The organism is Nitratireductor sp. StC3, from assembly GCF_003015025.1.
Lineage (GTDB): Bacteria > Pseudomonadota > Alphaproteobacteria > Rhizobiales > Rhizobiaceae > Mangrovimarina > Mangrovimarina alexandrii.
Map to the genome: position 1 here is coordinate 11429 of NZ_PYBP01000021.1, position 16685 is coordinate 28113.

Here is a 16685-nt window from a genome sequence, read left to right on the forward strand (position 1 = left end):
GCAAGCCCCGCGAGAGAAGGCGACCCTTCTGCACGGCGCGCTGAATACGAACTGGGTCATCGCTACCGATACGACCCGGGGAAGACGATGCCCTGGTCGACCAGGACGTTGAACCGGTAGCCCGGACGGATCTCGAGTGTCGGCTGGACGTTGAGGTTGCGCGAGACCGTCTGCTCGGAGATCTGACCGAAGGTTTCGGCGAAGGAGCGCCTGGCGGCGTCCTCGGCGCTGTTGGCGGTGCCGAAGCTGTTGCGGTCCTGCGGCAGCATCATTTCGGTGCCGGCCCCGATCAGAGCGACGAGGATCGCCGAGCCGAACGTGCGCAAATAGTGGTTGTCGACCTGGTCCCGGAACCCGCCATAGCCGGCGGCGTCGGTTCCCGCCATCCCGCCGATCTGGAGCGTCGATCCGTTCGGAAAAATGAGGTCGGTCCAGATCACAAGCACGCCGTCCTGCCCGAACGTGACCTCGGAATCGTAGCGGCCGAAGAGTTTCGATCCTTGCGGGATGAGAAGGTGCCGGCCCGTCGCGCTGTCATAGACATTTTGCGAGACCTGAGCCGTGATCCGCCCGGGAAGGTCCGAGTTGATGCCCGTGACGAGCGTTGCCGGGATGACCGAACCGCGCTTGAGCTCAAAGGGCGAGATCTGACCGAGGACCGGATTGGGAAGATATCCCAGATCCCGGATGTCCTGATTGAAGAAGCGCTCCTTGGCCGCTTGCCCGTTCGCGTCCGTGGCGCCACCAACGCCCGCCTCCATGGCGGCGGCGTAGAGGTCGAGCGCGCTCTGCGGCCGCGTTGTCGACGATTGCGGATCGCCAGGCGCCACGTTCGTGCCGTCGTTGGCGTCAGCCGAAAGGCCGCCCAGCGAAACGGCGATCGGGGAATCGAACGCCGCGTCATTGGCTTGATATCGCGCCATGCGCTGACGGTGGAGCTCGCGCATGAGCTGTTCTTCTTGCTCTCGCTCGAGGCGCGCGCGCCATATTTCTTCGGGCTCCAGTGCCGCCCGTTGCCGTTCGGCCGTGGACGCTTCCGGTGGCTTCGGCATGAACGGGTTTTCCTCTGGCTCCGTGCGCTCGAGGGGGACCGGGAGCGGCTGCGCTTGGGCCGGTTCATCGATAATCCCGTCCGGCACACCCTCCTTGAGCTGGTCGGCATGGGTCGAGGCCGGTCGGGACCCAGGTGTGAACGCTGCATCGTCATCGCCCAGGCGAAGACCGCGCGAAGACAGGCCATAGAAAATCGCGGCAAGGAAAAGCACCACCAGCACGATCGCGACGACGATCGGCAGGCGATTGAGGCGCCGGATTCTCGGCCCGCCAGCGAGATCGGAGCCGCCGAGCTTGAGACTCTCGGTCATGACGGCTCCCTTCCATCGCGCTGCATCATCGACAGCGGCGAGATCGGCGTCGCCCCCTCCCCGCCCATCTGGTACATGCGTGTGAGATCGAGCGCGTGGGTCGACAACCGGACCAGGATGCTGCCTTCGAATGTGTCGACGACATAGGCGAGGGCAATGGTATTCGTCCCCTCCGTCACCTGGTCCGTGGCGACGGCATAGCCCCATTCCCTGAGCGAAGACTCCAGCGCCTCGCCGAACATCGAGCCGTCCGGCTCAAGCTGGATCGTCGTCGTGCCTGGACCGACCTGCTCGGCAAGCCGCCCGACCATGTCGCCGGCGATCGCGGACGCCGCCTCCGGGGTGAGCTCTGCGGTTGCCGAACTCGTGACCAGACCCGCACCGCCCAGTGTCTGGCACCCGGCCAGCAGTGCGGCGCACAGCACGAAAACCACCAGGCGAGGTAGGAAAATCGAACGGTGCATCCCCTACCCTCCCCGCCTGATCGTGATTTTCTCCTGAGAGCGTCCGACGCCCGAGACGAGGATCGCCCTGTCGATGTAATAGTCGACCACCATCATGGTGCCGTTCATGCGGTAGTTGACGATCCGGTTCTCGCCGCCGGAAACCACGAACAGCACCGGCGCATCCTGGCCCGACAGCGACGAGGGGAACTGGATGTAGGTTTTCTGGCCGTCGCTGTAGATGCGGGTCGGCCGCCATCTCGCCGTTCCGCTCACACGAAACGAGAAATTGAGCTGCTCCGCCGGCACGCCGGCGCCGGGCACGATGCTCGCCTCCATGCGCGCGGCAATCTCGGCGAAGCGCGCATTGACGTCTTCGGGATAGTCGAAGCCGACCCGCGCCATGTAGTTCGTCTGATGGGACTTGAGCTGGATGTGGTAGGTGCGCCGCGAGGTCGTCACCACCATCGAGGTGACGAGGCCGGGTTCCGATGGTTTGACGATCAGATGCACTGCCTGGCTGCCCGGCGCGCCCGACGTCGCCGGTTCGACCTTCCAGCGCACAGTGTCGCCGAGCAACACGTCGCGTACGATTTCGCCCGGCTGGAGTTCGATGTCGCACACCTGCAGCGGCGAGCAGACCACAGATGGCTGAATCTGGCCGAAGAGGAACACGACCTTGCCGTCAGGGCCGCGCGTCACGACACCCTGCCCTTGCTGCCACTGGCCGGAAAGGCTCGTGCCACGCTGTTCGGTGGCACTCAATTGCTGCGCCAGCGCGGGCATTGCGATCATCGCGAAAACAAGTCCGGTGCAGAATGCTGCGCTCCGGAGTCTGGGTAAGTTCATGAAAAGAGTCCTCCGGGCACTCACAATTGCGCCGTCCAGTCGAAATCTCTGAGGTAAAGGCCGATCGGATTGAGGCGAATGACCGCCTCGTCCTGGGGTGGGGTGAGCGTGACCGTGGCCACGCCCCGAAACCGCTTTACGTCCTGTTCCCTGCCCTGCCGGTCGCGTTCATATTCCGTCCAGTCGACCTGGTAGCTCTGGTTGGAGAGCGGCACGATGTTCGTGACCTCGATGGCCACCGTCATCGTGCGGGCGCGGTCGAAGGGAGAGTTGCCCCGGAACCAGGCGTTGACCTTCTCCGTCGCCGGATCGGCCGTGCGCAAATGCGCATAGGTGCGGTCGATATACTGCTTCTGCACCACGGCATCGGGCGTGACCGACCGGAAATTGCTGACGAAGCTGCCGAGCGTCGCCCGCACGACGCGCGGGTCGGCATATTCGATCTGTTGCGGGAAGCCGGCGCTCGCGGCCGTGCCGAGCCGATCGACCTCCACGATATAGGGCACCAGCTGCACCTGGGTGCTCTGATAGAGCGCATAGGAGAAACCGATCACCGCCATCAGCATGCCGGTCACGCCGACGATGCGCCAGGACGCGGCGGCCTTCACATATGACCCGTAGCGCTCGTTCCATTCCTGGCGCGCGGCAAGGTAGGGGTTCTCCGGTGGGCTCTTTGCGGCCATGGTCTACGTCACGCCTTGTCGTCTGCTGATTTTCTGGTGGTGGGGCGGCCCTGGCTCTGGTCGAGCTTGGAATTGGCAAGACCGAGCGTCGATGCGCCCCAGGTGCCCGGAACGCCGATTGCCTTGTCCCGCCCGGCCGAGGCGAGCGCGGAACCCGCGGCAGTCGCGCCGCTGGCCATGCCTTTGAGCGCAGCCGCGCCGAACGAGCTGCCGGTGGCCCGTGCATCGGAATAGGCCGAGGCCCCTGCCCTCGCCCCGCCCCAGGCCAGCGCGGCGCCGCCGGCGGCCATGGTCGCGGCCTGGCCGCCGTGGCGGATCGTCTCCATGCCGCCGGTCACCGATACCCCCTGCACGACACCCTGGACGATGTTGGGCACGTACATGGCGATGACGAAGACCACGACGGAGATCCCGCCGATGGCGAGGGTGGAGAGAAACTCGTCGGCGCCCGAAGGGGAGTTGGCGAGATCGATGAGCACCTCGGAGCCGATGCGCGCGATCATCACCAGCGCCATCAGCTTCATGCCCACGGAGAACGCATAGACGAGATACCGGACCGCGAAGTCCTTGGTGAAGCTCGAGCCGCCGAGACCCAGCATGATCATCCCGGCGAGCAGCCCGACATACATCTCGGCTATCACGGCCACGAAGATCGCGGCCACCAGGCTGAAGGCAATCACCACGATCACCATGGCGAACACCGCCGCGATCGCCAGCGCGTTGTCCTCGAACAGCCCGAACTGCGCTTTCTCCGACATCTGGCTGGCGACCTGCAGGCCGGCATTGAAGACGTTCGCCGGTGAGGCCGAGCCGCCCCCGGCGCCGATCTGGAAGAGGCTGTCGACCATTGCCCGTGCAAAGTCCGGCCCCTGCTCGAGGATGAAGACAAACAGACCGATGAACATGATGCGCCGCACCAGCTCGGCGAACCACGTGTCGAGCGATGCCGCGCCGAGCGCTAGCCAGACGGCGGCGATGCCAACCTCGATGCCGGCAAGAATCCAGAACAGCGAGCGAGCCGCCTGCATGACGGTCGTCTCCCAACCCTGCGCGGCGTCCGCGACCTCGTTCTCGAGCGTCGTGAGGAGCGAACCATCCTGTGCGAGGGCGGGCTGGAGAAGAAGCAGGGCGCCGAGGAATACGGCAAGGGCGAGTTTAGTTCTCTGGGGCCTCATCGCCCTGCCCCTCTCCGTTGCCCCAGCGTGGCCGCATCTCCTGCCCGCCGGTGGTGTCATACTCAGTTGGTGTATCGAGGATTCGGCGTGCCCGATCGGGTTCCTCGCGAACGTCCAGTACGAACCAGATCGCAACAGCAATTGCGACAATGACTGTGGCTGCCGCCACGATGATAGTTGTTCGTGTCACCAGCGCGGCTCCATCACCTGGCCGCCCGAAGTCGACGGCGCGTTCGAGTTGAAAAAGTCCTCGCGGCGGGTCTGCGCGAGGTCCTGTGCGGCCTGTTCTGACTGGTGCCAGGTCGCCATCATCGTGATCTGCTGCGAGACGAGGCCGCGCAGCTTCTGTGTCTGCGCCACCTGTTGCGCGGCGATCTGATGGCCGACCTGAAGCGCCTGCATCTGTCCGACGGAGCTCTGCGACATCGAGCGGAGTTGGCTCATCGTCGCCTCTTCACTGGCGAACTGATCGGCCGTCAGCCCAGCCGCCCGCAGCGTCGCCGAAATCGTCTCGCGATTGGTGTCCGACCACGACTGGTAGCTTGAGGAAAAATCCTCGCCGTTCGCGAGCCCCGTCTCGAACTCGGCGAAGCTCTCGAAGCGTTGCTTCAGAACGTCGTCGATATTGCCCATCGCAAAGGCGATGCCCTCGCCCTGGTTGACGAGGTTCTGGAGCGCCATGAGGTCGCTTTCGACCTGCCCCCAGATGTGATCGGGCAGCTGCAACGTGTTCTGCAGCATGTTCTCGTAGATCCGGAGCTGATTCTGGATCTGCTCGGAGAGTTGCGTGATCTGGGTGATCTGGTTCTGGATCTGCTCGGCCGACTGGCCGGTGAGCCCCACCAGTTCGGCATTGTTGAGGAGCTGCGTCCATTCGGTTGCGTTCCCGGTCACCGCGCCGGCATTGGCCGGGCCCGGGAGAACCAGACACGCGCTCATCATCGCGGCGGCCGTGATCCTAATCGCGTGTGAGAATGGCTTCGGCATTGCCGATCCCCCTTTCCAAAAGCCACGCAGCCGGCCAGTCCGGACCATGATCCTTGTGCAGCTGATCGATGCGTTTGAGGTCTTCCTTGCCCGAGGCGCCTGCGAAGGCGAGCGCGACCGGGCCCAGCGCCATGTCGAAAAGCCGCCTGCCCTCGGGGCTTGCGACGTAGTATTCGCGCTTCGGCGTCGCGGTCGCGACGATCTCGATCTGGCGCTCGTTGAAGCCGATGCGCTCATAGAACTCGCGTGTTCCCGGTTCACGCGCGGCGCCACTGGGCAGGCAGATCTTGGTCGGGCAGCTCTCCTTGAGCACGTCGATGATGCCCGAGCGTTCGGCGTCGGAGATCGACTGCGTGGCGAGCAGCACCGCGCAGTTTGCCTTGCGCAGCACTTTGAGCCACTCCCTGATCTTGTCCCTGAAGGTGGGATGGCCGAGCATCAGCCAGGCTTCGTCGAGAACGATGAGACTGGGCGCGCCCGTCAGGCGTTTTTCGATCCTGCGGAAAAGATAAAGCAGCACGGGCACGAGATTGCGCTCGCCCATATTCATCAGCTCCTCGATCTCGAAGGTCTGCAACGAACCGAGCGCCAGCCCGTCCTCTTCGGCGTCGAGCAATTGCCCCATCGGCCCGTCGACCGTGTAGTGATGGAGCGCGTCCTTGATCTCGCGCATCTGTACCCCGCTCACGAAATCCGAGAGCGAGCGGCCGCGCGCCGCGGCCATGAGACCGATTTGCCGGGAGATCGCATTGCGATGATCGGGCGTGATCGCCACTCCCTGCATGGCGATCAGCGTCTCGATCCAGCCGCTGGCCCAGGCGCGGTCTCCATCGGTCGCGAGCGCGGCCAGCGGGCAGAACGAAAGCGAAGCGGCCCCCTCCCCCGCGCCGACCTCGTAGTGATCGCCATTGGCGGCGATCGTCAGCGGGAGCAGCGATCGGCCCTTGTCGAAGGCAAAGATCTGCGCGTTTTCGTAGCGGCGAAACTGCGCCGCGATCAGCGCGATCAGCGTCGACTTGCCCGAACCGGTCGGCCCGAACACGAGCGTATGCCCCACATCGTCGACATGCAGGTTCAGCCGGAAGGGTGTGGAACCCGATGCGACCTGCATCAGGGGTGGCGAGCCGGCCGGATAGAACGGGCACGGCGCGGCAGCACTTCCCGACCAGACCGAATTGAGCGGAATGAGGTCGGCAAGGTTGCGCGTGTTGACGAGCGGTTCGCGAACATTGGCGTAAGAATTGCCCGGCAGGCTGCCGAGATAGGCCTCGGTCGCGTTGAGCGTTTCTATGCGCGCGCCGAAGCCTTCGGCCTGGACGAGCCTGCGCACCGCCTCGGCCTGGTCGCGCAGCCGCGCATCGTCGGTATCGAAAAGGACGATCACAGGTGTGTAGTAGCCAAAGGCGACGAGTTGGGAGGCGGCCTCGGCAATGGCGTCCTCGGCCTCGGCGACCATTGTCATGGCGTCCTGGTCGACCGCGCGGCTCTGGGTCTGGAAAAGCTGGTCGAAGAACGGCCGCACCTTCTGCTGCCATTTCTTGCGGGTGCGTTCGAGCTTTGCACGCGCTTCCTGGTCGTCGAGGAAGATGAAGCGGCTCGACCACCGGTAAGTGAGCGGCATCAGGTCGAGCGAATTGAGGATCCCCGGCCAGCTCTCGGCCGGAAACCCGTCGATCGCGACGACGGCGAGGTACTGCCCGTCGACCACTGGTGAAAGGCCATGGTGGAACTCGGCCGTGGCCAGCCAGTCGAGATACATCGGGATCGCCGGCAGGCGCACCGGATGGCTTTCGCCCACGATGCAGAACCGGATGAACTGGAAGAGTTCGTCGTACCAGGCTTCGCGGCCGGATTCAGGGTCGGCGACCGTGCGGGTCACCATGCGCCGGATCGAAAGCACGTTGGCCAGATACTGTTCGAATTCGCGGATGGATGTGCGGAAGGTGTCCAGGACCACATCGGCATAGGTCTCCGAGCGGCTCTCGCTATCGGAATAGACATAGCGGGCGAGGCCAGAACGCCGGCGCTCGGGCGGCCGGTAGGTGAGAATGATGGCGTGTTGGCTCTCAAAATGCCCGCTCTCGGCCTCGAAATGCGCCCGGCGTTCGTTGTCGATCGCGCGCGTCACCGGATCCGGGAAATGACAGTCCTCGCGTGCGGGATAGGCGACGGTGGGAATGCGCACCGCCTCGACCTGGATCATCCAGCCCGAGCCGAGCCGGGACAGAATCGTGTTGATCTGCCGCGACACCTCGTTGCGCTCGAGATTGGTTGAACTCTCCGAATCCGGGCCGGCAAAATACCAGCCGGCCATGACCGACCCGTCCTTGAGCAGGATCACGCCATCGTCGACCAAGCCGGCATAGGGCAGAAGGTCGGAGAAGGACGGCCGGATGTTGCGGAACTGACGAAGCGCGACCATTCCAGTCAGGGCCTCCGCCATGGCGAGGCCGTCGGACGGTAGCCGGCGCGATAGCCGATATGACGCAGATAGACCTGCCGCATCATCGGATCGGCTTTGGCCATCATGCGCAGCGCAGCCAATACGGCGCCCCAGATGGCGATCCCGAGAAGCACCGAAAACCACGTCAGGACCACGAAGATCAGGATCACGGCGGCAAGACCGGTCAGCAACACCAGCTCCCGATCGGCTCCCATCAAATGGTTCGGGCGCGAAAGCGCCCGATGGATGCGGGATCGTGCGAGAGCAACGCCTGGCTCAGCCATCGCTCCCCTCCCCTGCCCTGGCCTGCGGCGCCTCGTCGGCCGGATAGCCGATCGAGGCGCCGCTCGCGCCGAACAGGCCGACGATCTGCGTGGCGCCGAGGAGGATGCCGGCGACCAACACGACATACATCAGCCGGCGCGCGAAATCGTTGAGCTCTCCGCCAAAGATGAGCATGCCGCCTGCGACCGCAACGGCGGCCAGCGCGATGAAGCCCGCAACCGGACCGGTGATCGATTGCTGAATCTGCTGGAGCGGGCCTTCCCAGGGCAGACCGCCGCCACTTGAGGCGAGCGCCGCCGTCCCGGTTGCGACAAGCAAGAGCATTGCCGCAACCGGGACGGCGACCAGAGCGCGGTTGTTATGCGGCATGACTTTCCTCGTCGATCTGGGGATGGTGATCGGTCGTATAGCGCGCGCCGTCGAAGCCCGTGACATGCATGACATCACGCACCAGCCGCCCGTGGCCGGCACGTTCGATCGAGACGACGAGGTCGACGGCTTCGCCGATCACCTCACGCATCGGCTGCTGGCTGACCTCCGCAGTCAATTGCTCGAGGCGGCGGAGCGCGGAGATGGCGCTGTCGGCGTGAATGGTCGTCACGCCGCCCGGATGGCCGGTATTCCATGCCTTGATGAGGGTGAGCGCGGCGCCGTCGCGGACTTCGCCGACAATGATCCGGTCCGGCCTCAGCCGCATCGTGCTCTTCAGCAGCCGGGCCATGTCCACCGTGTCGCTGGTGTGCAGGGCAACCGCGTTCTTGGCGGCGCACTGGATCTCCGCGGTGTCCTCCAGGATGACCAGGCGATCGTCCGGCGACAGCGAGACAATCTCCGCAATCACCGCGTTGGCCAAAGTCGTCTTGCCCGAGCCAGTGCCGCCGCTGATCACGATGTTCATGCGCGAAGCAACAGCGCTCCGCAGCACGGTGGCTTGACGGTGGGTCATGATCCCCGCGCGTACATACTCCTCGAGCGGAATGAGCCGGGATGCCCGCCTTCGAATGGTGAACGTGGGCGCAGCGACGATTGGTGGGAGCAGACCCTCGAAGCGGTGCCCGCCGATGGGGAGTTCGCCCGAAATGATTGGCTGGTCGGTGTCCGCTTCAGTCTGAAGAGCATGGGCCACGCTGCCAATAATGATCTCCGCGGCGCCCGGCTCGAGCGCGCCAATCGCCTCCATCCCCTGCCCCAGCCGTTCCACGAACAGCCGGCCATCGGGATTGAGCATGACCTCGACGACCGACGGATCGTCGAGTGCCTGGCAGATCGCCGCACCGAGTGCGTCCGTCAGTTTGCGCACGAGCCGGTCATGCGACCGCGCCCGGCTCATCGGGCAGCTTCCGGAAACTGGACCTCGCTAGACGCAGATCTCTCGTATCGAGCGGCTCCGCACCGCTCTCGTCTCCGTGGCATGTTTCCGTCCTACAAATGCGATTGACGGGCCTATCGATCATGGATGACTGCGTTCCGTCAGCCCGGCAGAATTGCCGGGTTCGGTTGGGGTGAGTCGGCTTCCGGACGGCGGATTGGAGGATATTTGCTTTCCCCGGGCCCAACGGCCGGGTTCGGCCCCGGCAATTCTGCCGGGCCAGGATTTGCTCCAGGTATCATAGGGCAGAGTTGTTAAGTCACTGAGAGAAAAGCAAAAAGCGGCCAAGATAGAGGCTGCCGCCGATCGTAGTCGCCCTTCTGGCAACCTTCTGTTAACCTAAAATCGCTTGCCAGAGAACGGGAATCGCTCATACTGGCGCCAGATTGGCCGTATGGCCGAATATGGCGCTATTTTCTCGTTCAGGGGACAAAGCGGAGATGGCATTTCTCCCAAGTTTTGAGTTTGACGACAAGATCCTCGCCCAAGGGGCCGAGATCTCGCGCAAGCTCGACCAACTGAGGGTCGAGAAGTTTCCCACCGAAGGGCAGAAGACGCTTCGGCGGTTCTCGATGGCCGAGGTCGCCCATTATCTCGGGATCAGTCCAAACAATCTGAAACGCCTCCATCTCGAAAAGAAAGGCCCCGAGCCGTTCGTCGTTGCCGGCGGACGGCGCTTTTACTCTGCCGAGCAGATGACCGAGTTGCGGGACTATCTCGATAAGCACGGGCGATCGGATTCCAAGAAGTATGTGCCCTATCGCAAACCCGGCGAAAAGCTGCAGGTCATTGCGGTCGTCAATTTCAAGGGCGGGTCGGGCAAGACCACCACCACGGCACATCTCGCGCAGCACCTCGCGCTCACGGGTCACAGGGTCCTGACTGTGGATCTTGATCCGCAGGCTTCGCTATCGGCCCTCCATGGCTTCCAGCCCGAGCTCGACAAAAACCCCTCGCTCTACGATGCGATCCGATACGAGGATGCCGCTCCCGTCGAAGACGTTGTTCGCAAGACGAACTTCCCGTTGCTCGACATCATCCCGGCGAACCTAGAACTGCAGGAGTATGAGTACGAGACGCCGCTTGCGATGCAGTCTCCGTCCCAAGAAGGAAAGCGGTTCTTCACGAGGGTCGCCAAGGCGTTGGATTCGGTCAGTGACCGTTACGACGTCGTGGTCGTCGATTGCCCTCCGCAGCTTGGCTATCTGACGCTCTCGGCACTCTCGGCCGCCACCTCGGTTCTGATTACGGTCCATCCGCAGATGCTGGACCTGATGTCCATGAGTCAGTTTCTGCTGATGCTGGGCAATATCATGAAGTCGATCAAGAATGCTGGCGCGCAGGTTCAGCTGGATTGGCTGCGCTATCTCATCACCCGATACGAGCCCACGGACATTCCCCAGGCGCAGATGGTCGGCTTCATGCAGTCGATGCTTGCCGAGGAAATCCTGAAGAACTCGATGCTCAAATCCACGGCGATTTCCGACGCCGGCCTCACCAAGCAGACGCTCTATGAAGTCGAGCGATCGAACTTCAATCGGGATACATACGATCGGGCGATCGACAGCATGGATGCCGTGAACTTCGAGATTCAGGGGCTGATTCACCAAGCATGGGGGCGGTTGTGATGTTGACTGCCGTCAAAACCGCCAAAAAAGTACGCGGTTTCAAGCGCATATGCCGAATAAGGGGGTGCTAGTCGAATGGCGCGGAAAAATCCCTTTGCGAGCATTATGGACAATGGCGACGCTCCCGCCGAGCGCGCGGTCGCGCGAGACTACACCTTCAAGGGTGCATCACGCTCGCTCATAAGCTCGATCGACGAAATGGCAGCCCAGGCAGGCAAGCTGCTCGAGGGTGAGACGATAATCGAGGTTGACCCCGACCTGGTGGACCAATCCTTCGCCAATGATCGGCTCAACGTTGATCAGGAAGACTACGAGGCCGACTACGCCCAGGTGCTGGAGTCGATCCGGAGTTCCGGTCAGAATTCCCCGGCCCTCCTTCGCCCTCATCCCGAGCGGCCCGGCCGCTACATGCTTGTCTTCGGTCGCCTCCGCTGGCGCGCCGCTAAGGAGCTTGGCCTCAAGCTTCGCGCTGTCATCAAGGAGATCTCCGAGCGCGACCATGTGATAGCCCAGGGGCAGGAGAACAACGCGCGAGCGAACACGTCTTTCATTGAAAAGGCGCTGTTTGCCGCCGACATCGTTCAACGGAAATTCGACGAGGACAACGCGACTGCCCTCGCCGCGATCGGTGTCGATCGGCCGACACTTTCGAAGATGCTCTCTGTCGCGTCGATACCCAAGGACCTGCTCGAAGCGATCGGCCGCGCCAAAGCCGTCGGTCGTGATCGCTGGTACGAGCTCAAACTCCTCCTCGACAAGCCGGGCAATGTCGACGCTGCCATGGCTCTGGCGGCGAATTCCGATTTTCAAGGGATGGCAAGCGAAGCGCGGTTCGATGCGATCGTCGCGAAGCTGAAAGCCTCAAAGCCACGGCGCCGTACCGCGCCGGCACCATCCAAGCGCACCTGGGCGCCCTCTGATGGGCGTGTCGCCGCGGAGATGGTGGCCAGTGGCAAGAAATTCACCATCGCCCTCAAGGCGAAGGGGGCCGACGCAACAGCGTTCGGTGACTACCTCTCGGAAAATCTCAGCGAGTTGTATGAGGCTTTCCGTCGGGAAAAACGAGCAACCAGAAACGGAGATTGAGCGCAAAAGAAAAAGGCCCCCGAAACGGCATTCCGGAAGACCTTCTCTTTAAGTTTGGCGACTGAGAGAATCCCACTTCCGCGAATCATAGTCAAGACCATTCAGGTCAGTTTGAGCGCCGATTCGGCGTGCAGGTTTCTTTTGCCTAGCGATAGGTGAAGAAAGATGCAGACGCATACCCCAACGACGCCCTTTGGGCGGCGAACGATGTCGCTCGGCATGATGGCAAGCCAGGCCGTGGCGAAGGCCGTGCCTGAAGGTGCGCAGGTCCAGAAATGGAAAGTGTTCCATTCGATCCGGGAGGCACGCGATCTGATCGGCGCCACGGACCGCGCACTCGCCATTCTCAACGCCCTGCTCTCGTTCCATCCGGAAACGGAGCTCGCGGGCGACGGTGAGCTCATCGTCTGGCCGTCGAACGAGCAGCTCATGGCTCGCGCTAACGGGATGCCGGCGACGACGCTGCGCCGCCATCTGTCCGTCCTGGTCGAATGCGGGCTGATCATCCGCCGCGATAGCCCGAACGGAAAGCGCTTCGCTCGCAAGGGCAGGGGTGGGCAGGTCGAACAGGCCTACGGGTTCGATCTTTCTCCGATCGTCGCCCGTGCAGAGGAATTCGAGGAACTAGCGGACGCTGTTCGAGCCGAGAAGAACGCCTTTCGGCTTGCCAAGGAACGCCTGACGCTACTGCGCCGCGACGTCGTCAAGCTCATCAAGACGGGCATTGAGGAGAACGTTCCGGGCAATTGGGGCAGGGTACAGCAGTCCTACCAGGCTATTGTCGGCCGCTTGCCGCGATCCGCCCCGAGGCAACTCATCGAGGACACCTGCTGTGATCTCCACGGCCTCTACACGGAGATCCTTGAGGTATTGGGATCATTCGCAAAAACACAGAATCCGGACGCCAATGAGTCCCATTTTGGTCGCCACATACAGAATTCAAACCCAGACTCCATATCTGAATCTGAAAAAGGCTCTCGAAAAGAGAACGAAGCGGGCGGCAGCGGCGCGGAAAACGACAACCTGCGGAGTTTGCCGAAGCGGGAGTTGCCCTTGGGGATCGTGCTTGATGCCTGCCCGGACGTGAAGGATTTGGTGCAAGGGGGTGAGATACGCCACTGGCGGGACTTTCTGGCGGCCGCAGAGGTGGCCCGACCACTGCTTGGGGTCAGCCCGAGCGCCTGGCGAGAAGCCTGCGAGGCCATGGGCGAGGTTCAGGCCGCAATCACGCTCGCGGCGATCCTGCAGCGCTCCGACCAGATCAACAGCGCTGGCGGTTACCTGCGCAGCCTGACGGACAAGGCGAGGGAGGGCAAATTCTCCACATGGCCGATGGTCATGGCGCTTTTGCGCGCCAAGCTGGACGCCAGCAGGTCTTCCGCCGCGAAGGCTCCAGAGCCGCAAAGCGACGGGAACAAGGCGGGCGAGCGTTTGGAGGTCTCGGACGCGCTGCTGCGATCGCTGGAACGACCAAGAAGATGAGGGTGCCTCGATGAGCCGAACTGCATTGTTTCCCCCGGCCAACTTTCGGCAGAAACTTTGTGCTCAGTCGCCGTCGACAAGCTCGTCGAATGCCTCGAGCAGTGCGTCGACGATCGCTTGGCCAAGAGCGTTTGCGGTTTCACCGATCCGTCGTTCGTCTTCGTTCCGGACCGCTGTAGCGAGATCCGAACCTTGGTCCTCCAGGATCGATCGGGCCCGCGCGATCGCCCATTGCGCGAAGTCGTCCCGGCTGTTGACGGTCATCGTTTCCATTGCAGCGCTCACCGGGTTTGTTGGCGTATGCTGGCGACGGTCGGCACCCGCGATCTGTACCGCGTTCGCGCCCCAACGTCATTCCGGCTTCTGTGCTCAGGCTGCCTCGAGCAGGCCGCTGCGCTTTGCCCGGTCGAGAAGATTCTTGACGGAGGAGGGCGCCCACCTCGTACCGCCCCGCGGCGTGCGCTCATGAAGGCGCTCGAGCTGGTTTGCGATTTCACGCAAGGTGAGCTCCGGATTGGAGGAATGGATGCCCGCCACAAGCGTCATCAGGCGGTCCTCGGGCGGTCGTGGCGGCGACTTTCTCAGGAGCGACTTGTCGGCCATGCCTTCGCTGACCATCCACTTCACCGCGCGCCGCAGGCGCTCAGGGGTCCAATCGAAGCCGCGTTGCTTGAGGACGCGCGAGATGTCGTCCCAGGTGTGGTCCGGTCGCATTCGCCGGACGATCGGAAGCCATTGATTGGCAGTGGACTGGATGCGCGCGCCGTAGGCCGCCTTCTGAGCAGCCGTCATCTTGGCCAGCATCTCCGGCCGACGTTCCCTGACCCCGGGATTGCCTGGTAGCCGGCCTTTTGCCTTGGCAGCTTTGACGCCTGCCTTCGTCCGTTCCGAGTTGAGAGCCCGTTCCAGCTGGGCGACGGCGCCAAGGACCTGCAGCGAAAACATGCCCTGCGGCGTCGTGGTATCGATGGGATCGCTTAGCGAGCGGAAATATGCGCCTTTGGTCGTCAGCTCCTCGATGACATTGAGCAGGTGGCTCACCGAGCGCGCCAAGCGGTCGAGCCGAACCACAACGAGGGTGTCGCCGGTGCCGATCTCACGAACCAGTCGGGCGAGGGCAGGGCGGGTCCGCGAGGCGCCGGAACCATGCTCCTGGATGATTGTGTCGCATCCGGCCGACCGTAGTTCCATCTCCTGCGCTTCCGTCGCCTGCTCGTCCGTGGAGACGCGCGCATAGCCGATAAGCCGGCCCTGTCGTCGACGAGAGGAGGGATTGAGCGGTGTTTTGGCCATCTGGAAAGCCTGAGAGCCGTGTCGGAGCCAAATTTACAAACATAGAAGATAGGGATAACCGATCGTTTGTAAACGTCTTTAAGGCACCATTTTGAACTCTGAGAGCTGCGAGAACACCGGAAAAACGGGCTCTCTCGTCGATCCGAGCACCAATTGGCGGGCCCTTGTTCAATCCCGAAGACCGCAGCGCTCCATTCTATTAAGAGGCACCGCAAAATTGCCGATGTGACGGAAGTGAAAAGTATGTTAGCTTCTGTAACGCCTATGAAGCTCTGTGTTATCAATGGTTTATGAACTCGGAAAATTGAACCACGAGACCCTCATGCGGCCGGTCGCTGCAGCAGAGGACGCATTGGCAAGACTCGAGGAGCGCGTGGCACGATCGGAGGTCAAAGACGGCTTTGCCGAGCGGGCCGATTTCTTCGATTCCGTCTCCAGTATGTGGGTTGCTGGCGAACTCGTCCATCTCGAAGATCTGGTTCTCCACGATGCACAGATGGACGTTCGCGCACCGAGTCACGAGCTGGTCATAGCGCACAGGATCGTCCGGGCGAGACGGCGGATATCGCGGAACGACCCCGGTTGGGCGGTTTCCCGATCAGGGATAATGGCGCTCGCCGGAATCGCCCAGGAGCCTGCTGGCGAGCAAGAACAGCTCGATAGAGGAGAGGAGGGGGCTGACGTCGAACACGATGACATCGACGTTCTTTCTCCCGAACTGGCCGAGATCGATGAGGTCCTAGCCAGAACGGAATGGCTGGTCGATGGTGACGCATCCGGTGCCCAGAAGTCGCGTGAACCGGAAGTTAGCATCGGCGAGCTGCTCATCCGTGATCCCGAGTGGGATGAAACCGAGCGGGTCGCCGCCTGGCTTGAGTTGGTCAAGACGGTGGAGGTGCTTCCGGCAACCTTGGCCGCGGCCGTTCTATGGGACGCATGGGAGCATCTCGAGCCGATACAGCGTCAGCACTGGCTCGGGCAAATTCTTATTTCTGACTTCATGAGATCGCGCGGAAAGGTCCGATCGCACTTGCTGGCCTATTCGGTGGGTTTGCGAGAAATCCCCCGCGAGCGCCGTCGAGCACGCGATCGAACGACCAGGCTGGTCGCCTATCTCGATGCCCTGAGCGCTTCCGCTGGAGCCGGGCTCAAGGATGTTGACCGCCTGACACTGGCAAGGCGGCAACTCCAGCGGAAGGCGGCGGGCAAGCGATCGACGAGCAGCCTGCCCATCGCAATCGATCTTCTTCTGTCGCGACCTATCGTGTCAGCGCACATGATTGCGAAGGCGGCCAGGATCTCGCCACGCGGGGCCTTAAACTTGGTGAGAGAACTCAGCGTCCGTGAAATGACTGGGAGAGGGCGCTATCGAGCGTGGGGGATCTTATAGGTTGCTCATCGCCAACATTTTCCCATACGTCAATCAGTGGTTTCGAGGCGAGCGAAATGACCAAACCCACACGAAAGCCGACAGAGTGTTGATTTCCGCCGAGAACTGACCCGGGATTGAGGGATTTTTCCATCGAGAAGTGACCCATGTTTGAACCCACCCCTGCTTGATGATCGCAGGGGACATTGGAGTGATAGACATGGCGTTA

The 16685-nt window shown here is 62.7% G+C and carries 16 protein-coding genes; 4 read left to right on the forward strand and 12 right to left on the reverse strand.

Going from position 1 to position 16685, the window contains the following annotated elements:
* Positions 1 to 62: 62 nt before the first annotated feature.
* The 10 genes from trbI to trbB form a co-directional block, all read right to left on the reverse strand.
* Entirely contained in the window at positions 63 to 1364 is a 1302-nt protein-coding gene (trbI, locus tag C7T96_RS23055; protein ID WP_106573609.1) for an IncP-type conjugal transfer protein TrbI, read from the reverse strand.
* Positions 1361 to 1828, reverse strand: a complete 468-nt coding sequence (gene trbH, locus C7T96_RS23060) for a conjugal transfer protein TrbH (protein WP_106573610.1) — start codon at positions 1826 to 1828, stop codon at positions 1361 to 1363. Before trbH ends, trbI begins: the two co-directional genes overlap by 4 nt.
* A 3-nt stretch (positions 1829 to 1831) precedes the next feature.
* Complete coding sequence (gene trbG / locus C7T96_RS23065) at positions 1832 to 2602, reverse strand: P-type conjugative transfer protein TrbG (RefSeq protein ID WP_245414233.1); 771 nt, start codon at positions 2600 to 2602, stop codon at positions 1832 to 1834.
* A 74-nt stretch (positions 2603 to 2676) separates the two neighbouring features.
* On the reverse strand, positions 2677 to 3339 hold the full coding sequence (locus C7T96_RS23070; protein WP_065818538.1) for a conjugal transfer protein TrbF: 663 nt from the start codon (positions 3337 to 3339) through the stop codon (positions 2677 to 2679).
* 8 nt (positions 3340 to 3347) lie between these two features.
* Positions 3348 to 4514, reverse strand: coding sequence for a P-type conjugative transfer protein TrbL (gene trbL, locus C7T96_RS23075; protein WP_106573612.1), 1167 nt, complete (start codon positions 4512 to 4514; stop codon positions 3348 to 3350).
* A gap of 186 nt (positions 4515 to 4700) precedes the next feature.
* Positions 4701 to 5501 (reverse strand): P-type conjugative transfer protein TrbJ, encoded by an 801-nt coding sequence (gene trbJ, locus C7T96_RS23085; RefSeq protein ID WP_106573614.1) that lies wholly within the window; start codon positions 5499 to 5501, stop codon positions 4701 to 4703.
* Entirely contained in the window at positions 5473 to 7923 is a 2451-nt protein-coding gene (locus C7T96_RS23090; RefSeq protein ID WP_106573615.1) for a conjugal transfer protein TrbE, read from the reverse strand. Before C7T96_RS23090 ends, trbJ begins: the two co-directional genes overlap by 29 nt.
* 5 nt (positions 7924 to 7928) lie before the next feature.
* Positions 7929 to 8228 carry a conjugal transfer protein TrbD gene (locus tag C7T96_RS23095; protein WP_106573616.1) on the reverse strand — a complete coding sequence of 100 codons (300 nt, stop codon included), beginning with the start codon at positions 8226 to 8228 and terminating at the stop codon, positions 7929 to 7931.
* Entirely contained in the window at positions 8221 to 8598 is a 378-nt protein-coding gene (locus tag C7T96_RS23100; RefSeq protein ID WP_106573617.1) for a TrbC/VirB2 family protein, read from the reverse strand. Before C7T96_RS23100 ends, C7T96_RS23095 begins: the two co-directional genes overlap by 8 nt.
* Positions 8588 to 9559, reverse strand: coding sequence for a P-type conjugative transfer ATPase TrbB (gene trbB / locus C7T96_RS23105; RefSeq protein WP_106573618.1), 972 nt, complete (start codon positions 9557 to 9559; stop codon positions 8588 to 8590). Before trbB ends, C7T96_RS23100 begins: the two co-directional genes overlap by 11 nt.
* Positions 9560 to 10038: 479 nt before the next feature.
* Here trbB and repA point away from each other — a divergent pair, with 479 nt between their 5' ends.
* The 3 genes from repA (at position 10039) to repC (ending at position 13794) form a co-directional block, all read left to right on the forward strand.
* Positions 10039 to 11226, forward strand: coding sequence for a plasmid partitioning protein RepA (gene repA / locus C7T96_RS23110; protein ID WP_106573619.1), 1188 nt, complete (start codon positions 10039 to 10041; stop codon positions 11224 to 11226).
* A 75-nt stretch (positions 11227 to 11301) separates the two neighbouring features.
* The gene (repB, locus tag C7T96_RS23115) at positions 11302 to 12312 is read left to right on the forward strand and encodes a plasmid partitioning protein RepB (RefSeq protein WP_106573620.1); all 1011 of its coding nucleotides are present in this window, start codon (positions 11302 to 11304) and stop codon (positions 12310 to 12312) included.
* Positions 12313 to 12477: 165 nt separating this feature from the next.
* Positions 12478 to 13794: a plasmid replication protein RepC gene (repC, locus tag C7T96_RS23120; protein WP_106573621.1), complete on the forward strand. Its 1317-nt coding sequence runs from the start codon at positions 12478 to 12480 to the stop codon at positions 13792 to 13794.
* A 63-nt stretch (positions 13795 to 13857) separates the two neighbouring features.
* Here repC and C7T96_RS23125 read toward each other — a convergent pair whose 3' ends face one another.
* Both C7T96_RS23125 and C7T96_RS23130 read right to left on the reverse strand, forming a co-directional pair.
* Positions 13858 to 14067 (reverse strand): hypothetical protein, encoded by a 210-nt coding sequence (locus tag C7T96_RS23125; protein WP_106573622.1) that lies wholly within the window; start codon positions 14065 to 14067, stop codon positions 13858 to 13860.
* Positions 14068 to 14163: 96 nt separating this feature from the next.
* Entirely contained in the window at positions 14164 to 15087 is a 924-nt protein-coding gene (locus tag C7T96_RS23130) for a recombinase family protein (protein WP_106573623.1), read from the reverse strand.
* A 283-nt stretch (positions 15088 to 15370) separates the two neighbouring features.
* Here C7T96_RS23130 and C7T96_RS23135 point away from each other — a divergent pair, with 283 nt between their 5' ends.
* Entirely contained in the window at positions 15371 to 16477 is a 1107-nt protein-coding gene (locus tag C7T96_RS23135; RefSeq protein WP_106573624.1) for an RHE_PE00001 family protein, read from the forward strand.
* Positions 16478 to 16685: the final 208 nt, after the last annotated feature.